This is a genomic window from Desulfomarina sp., assembly GCF_054039375.1.
This window is the reverse complement of record NZ_JBPLBA010000180.1, coordinates 1-4,214: the sequence shown is the minus strand read 5'-3', so window position 1 is coordinate 4,214 and position 4,214 is coordinate 1. Positions and strand designations below refer to the sequence as shown.

At 47.5% G+C, this 4,214-nt stretch carries 6 protein-coding genes; 2 read left to right on the top strand and 4 right to left on the bottom strand.

Going from position 1 to position 4,214, the window contains the following annotated elements; genetic code table 11:
* The coding region (locus tag ACXLDX_RS10670) for a hypothetical protein (RefSeq protein WP_457577167.1) at positions 1-292 on the top strand (292 nt) is incomplete at its 5' end.
* Between the two features lie 2 nt (positions 293-294).
* On the opposite strand, the gene ACXLDX_RS10665 is transcribed toward ACXLDX_RS10670, so the two are convergent.
* From ACXLDX_RS10665 to ACXLDX_RS10650, 4 genes are all read right to left on the bottom strand, one after another.
* Entirely contained in the window at positions 295-954 is a 660-nt protein-coding gene (locus tag ACXLDX_RS10665; RefSeq protein WP_457577166.1) for an energy-coupling factor ABC transporter ATP-binding protein, read from the bottom strand.
* Positions 944-1,648, bottom strand: a complete 705-nt coding sequence (locus tag ACXLDX_RS10660; RefSeq protein ID WP_457577165.1) for an ABC transporter permease — start codon at positions 1,646-1,648, stop codon at positions 944-946. Before ACXLDX_RS10660 ends, ACXLDX_RS10665 begins: the two co-directional genes overlap by 11 nt.
* 102 nt (positions 1,649-1,750) lie before the next feature.
* Positions 1,751-2,641 (bottom strand): ABC transporter substrate-binding protein, encoded by an 891-nt coding sequence (locus tag ACXLDX_RS10655; RefSeq protein ID WP_457577168.1) that lies wholly within the window; start codon positions 2,639-2,641, stop codon positions 1,751-1,753.
* Between the two features lie 3 nt (positions 2,642-2,644).
* Positions 2,645-3,586, bottom strand: a complete 942-nt coding sequence (locus ACXLDX_RS10650; protein WP_457577164.1) for a substrate-binding domain-containing protein — start codon at positions 3,584-3,586, stop codon at positions 2,645-2,647.
* A gap of 266 nt (positions 3,587-3,852) precedes the next feature.
* On the opposite strand from ACXLDX_RS10650, the gene ACXLDX_RS10645 reads away from it, so the two are divergent.
* On the top strand, positions 3,853-4,214 hold a 362-nt coding region (locus ACXLDX_RS10645), incomplete at its 3' end, for a response regulator (RefSeq protein ID WP_457577163.1).

The window sequence follows — 4,214 nt, the reverse complement described above, 5'->3', positions numbered from 1 at the left end:
TACAAAGAAACAAGGGAGAAAGCAGACAATGAAAGAGGAATATAACTATACCTTGACGGTTCCGCTCAAGGACACCGGAAAAGCACTTGCACTTCTTGAGGAGGCAAGGAAAAACAATCCGAAAATGAGACTGTCCAGAAAACCGGATACTAAGAGCAGTGCCCGGTTCTATCTCTCTTTCCCCTTTTCAGGAACACGAACCGATTTACGTTTTCATGAATGGTTTCTTCAAAAAAAACAAAACGACTGGGACCTCTTCGGCCCCAATTATGGTGTATGGGGGTTCAACTGATATCAGGATAATCGACGGGTCACCACACCATTCTGAAGCAGCAAAGTATGATGGGCAAGGCGCTGACCCTGGGAAAGGTAGTGAGTGGAAAAAATGATTGACCGTCCCTTTTGCCTGTTAATTCTTTCAAGAGTATCGAGAATAATTTCCTGGTTTTTCGCATCCACATTGGCTGTAGGCTCATCACAGAGTAACACACCCGGTGACAAGGCCAGGGCACGGGCAAGAGCAACACGTTTGACTTCTCCCCCTGAAAGCCCCCTGCTGTCATAATCGATGAACTCTTCCATCCCTACAAGGGCAAGCATTTCCTGAACACGCCGCTCCCGCTCTCTGGGTTCTATTTTTCTTATACGCAAGCCAAATCCAACATTTTTCCTGACAGTTCCGGAAAAAAGAATGGGATTCTGGTCCAGGAGAACCACCTGCCTGCGCAGGCTGTGCAGGTGCTGTTCCGACATTTTCACCGGCTGCCCCCTGAATGTCATTCTTCCGGTACTTGGTTTATCAAGAAAGGCAAGAATTTTCAGAAGAGTTGTTTTCCCTGCGCCATTTGGCCCTATCAGCGTATATATTTTCCCGGTTTCAATTTCCAGGTGATCCAGATCAAGAATAGTTCTTGAACCGAAATTCTTTTTCAGATTCTCGAGTTTATACAGCATCCTGCCCCGTCCTTCCCTGGAAAAAATGAAACAACATGTTGATAATAAAAGCAAATGTCATAAGAGTAAGCCCCAGGGCCACCGCAAGAACAAATTCCCCTTTATCATATTCAAGGGCCATTGCCGTAGTCATTGTCCGGGTAAACCCTTTGGCATTCCCCCCCAACATCATGCTGATACCAACCTCGGCAATAACCCGACCAAAGGCGGCAATAACAGCCGCAAAAATACCGAAACGCGCCTCCTGAAGAATGACCAGGGCCATCTGGTACCTGCTTGCTCCCAGGGTCAGCGCAGTAAGACGAAAACGATCGTCAATCCTGCTGACGGCGGCAATCGTCAGGGTCATGATCACCGGAACAATCAGGATGATCTGGCCGATCACAATTGCCTTCTGAGTATAAAGAAGCTCTAGAGGACCGAAAAGTCCCCTTCTGGAAATAAACGAATAGACAAAAAGACCGATAACAACAGTGGGCAGGGCAAGAAGTGTGTTCAGACAGGTAAGGAGCAGTCGCTTTCCCGGGAAAATGGAATAGGCGATGACAAAAGCACTGGGAATACCTATGACAGAGGCAAAGAGGGTCGAACTGAAACTGACCTTAAGGGACACCCCGATGATTTCAAACAGCTGTGGGTCTCCCGATAACAGAAGGAGAAAAGCGGATCGAATGCTGTCAAAGAGTAAATCCATAGATAATGTCTCAGACCGGAAAAACAGTAAAAATCAAAAAGGGAGGCCAATAATACCCTCCCTTTCTTCTTATTGCAATTTTCCTGAACTCATGTAATCGCCCTACAACGCATCCGGATAAAAGAGCTGTTTTCCTTCCAGCCTGTAACCATCAATCATTTTCTGTCCCTTTTCCGAAGTGATCCAGTTGACGAACTTCATTGCCAGATCATGGCGGACATGGGGGTGTTTCTCCGGATTAACAGGAATAATGCCGTAAGGATTCGCGAGATCCCCCCCACCTTCCGAGAGCACTTCAAGGTCAACGGCAGGTGTTTTCCCGTATTTATATTTTATATACGTCCCCCGGTCCGCCATGGTATAGACCTGTTTTTCGTCCGCAAATGTAATAGTCTTTCCCATGCCCTGGCCAATGGAAAAATACCATGCAGCCGAGTTGGCCGGCATCATAAAGGTAATCTCCTTCTTTTTCCCTTTTTTAATTATGGTTCTAGTACGTTCAACCAGGGAAACACCAGATTTCTTCCAGAGATACTGTTCTTTCGTATGGGTTCCACTGTCATCCCCCCTGGAAATAAACCCATGCCCGCCTGCTGCAATCCGGGCCAGAGCAGCGGCCCCATCCCTTACCCCCCTGATTTCTGCCGGATCTGCAGACGGGCCGATAATGACAAAATCATTGTGCATCACCGCATACCGTTTTGTACCCCATCCTTTTGCCACGAATTTTTCCTCGCGGGCCCTGGCGTGGACAAAGATCACATCCACATTACCGTCCTGACCGTCACGAATAGCCGCTCCGGTTCCCTTGGCGATGACCTTGACCCTGATACCTGTATCTTTAGTGAATTCGGGCAGAATAAGATCAAGCAGTCCGGATGACTGGGTGGAGGTCGTGGTGGACATCTTCAATACCTCTTGCCGGGCAGAACCGGCCTCGACCAGAAATCCGCATAAAACGACAACCACAAACAACACAATTCCTTTTCTCATCATTTACTTCTCCTCATGTTGAAAATTATCGGGAAAAAGCATTTTCCCACATAATGAAATATCATAGCCTTCAAATGACAACGCAAGTTCTCGGAATGATTCTTCATGGAGCAGACTGATAAATTTCTGCACTCCCTTATCGAAGAAAAAATCTCTGGCGATCAGCAGATCAAACCGCTCCCAGCGCAGGGGAAGAAAATCCAGATCGAGAAGACCTGCCGCCGCCCGGATGGCAGGAGCAGCATCTGCCCGCCCCGACAGAACTTCCAGGCCGGCATCAATATGTCTTGCGACCTCATCGGTATAACCGGCAATCTGAGTGGAAGAAATATCCGATCTTGCTATCTCGCAGTCGAGCAGCAGCCGGGTACCTGTCCCCAAAGGCCTGTTGACGATACGGATATCATCCCTCACCAGGTCACCAATCCTCCCAATATTTTTAGGATTCCCCCTGGCAACAATCAGACCCTGTTCACGTCTGCTGAAATTGACAAAAACCGGAGACTTGTCCAGTTCCTGCTCCGCAAAATCAAAATTATATTCGTCATTGTCATCCTGAAGAAGATGGCAGACGCCAATATGGCAAAGCCCCCGCCGCAGACTTCTCAACCCGCCCATACTGCCGAGGTTTGCAAAAAAAATAGTCGGATGATTTTCCCTGGCATGAAACAGAGAAAGGGTCTTTTGAAACAGGAGATCGTCACTGCCCGCAAAAAGAAGCCGGCCGCCATCCAGGGTTGAACCCGCTGCCGGCTTATGATAGTTCACAATACTGGTTTCCAGCCATTCATCGACCAGCCGCCGGGGGAACAACCATTTTCCGGTAATTTTTGTGGCAGGCAGTCCCTTGTCATTCACCAGGGAGTAGACCATTTTTTCGTTGACATGGAGCAGTCCTGCCACCTCCCTGGTTGTCAGAAATTTTGCATTTTTTTGAGTATTCATTTTTTCTTTTGACCTGCGTTGTTTTCTTTCCGCATCAACTAACCAATCAAATTGATTTTTACCATTAATTACCCCAGACTTTCCCAAAATAACCATAACTGACAGTCGCAGACAATGGATTGAAATGTTTTTCTCCCTCTGAACTGCAATCAGGTTGAAATTCTGAGATAATGAGAAAATCATTTGATTTGTGACCGGGGAAACCGGATAATGTCAGAAGAAGAAACAAAAAATCCTATTTCCTTCTTTATTTCAGGATACTGACAATGACCAATGAAACAATCCTCTTCGTGGATGATGAGGTCAATGTACTGCAGTCCATGAAACGGCAGCTGCGGAAACGGTTCACTGTCCTCACATCCGAAAGCCGCGCTGACGCGCTTGCTCTTTTAAAAAAGCAGGGACCTGTTGCTGTTATTGTCTCTGATATGCGCATGCCGGGAATGGATGGTATTCAGCTGCTCTCCCAGGTTAAAGCCCTTTATCCTGACACGGTACGTATCATGCTTACGGGAAACGCAGACCAGGAAACAGCTGTTGAGGCGGTAAACACAGGCCAGATTTTCCGATTCCTGACAAAACCCTGCTCCATGTCCGTCCTGGTGAGTTCCCTTGCCCTGGCTCTTCG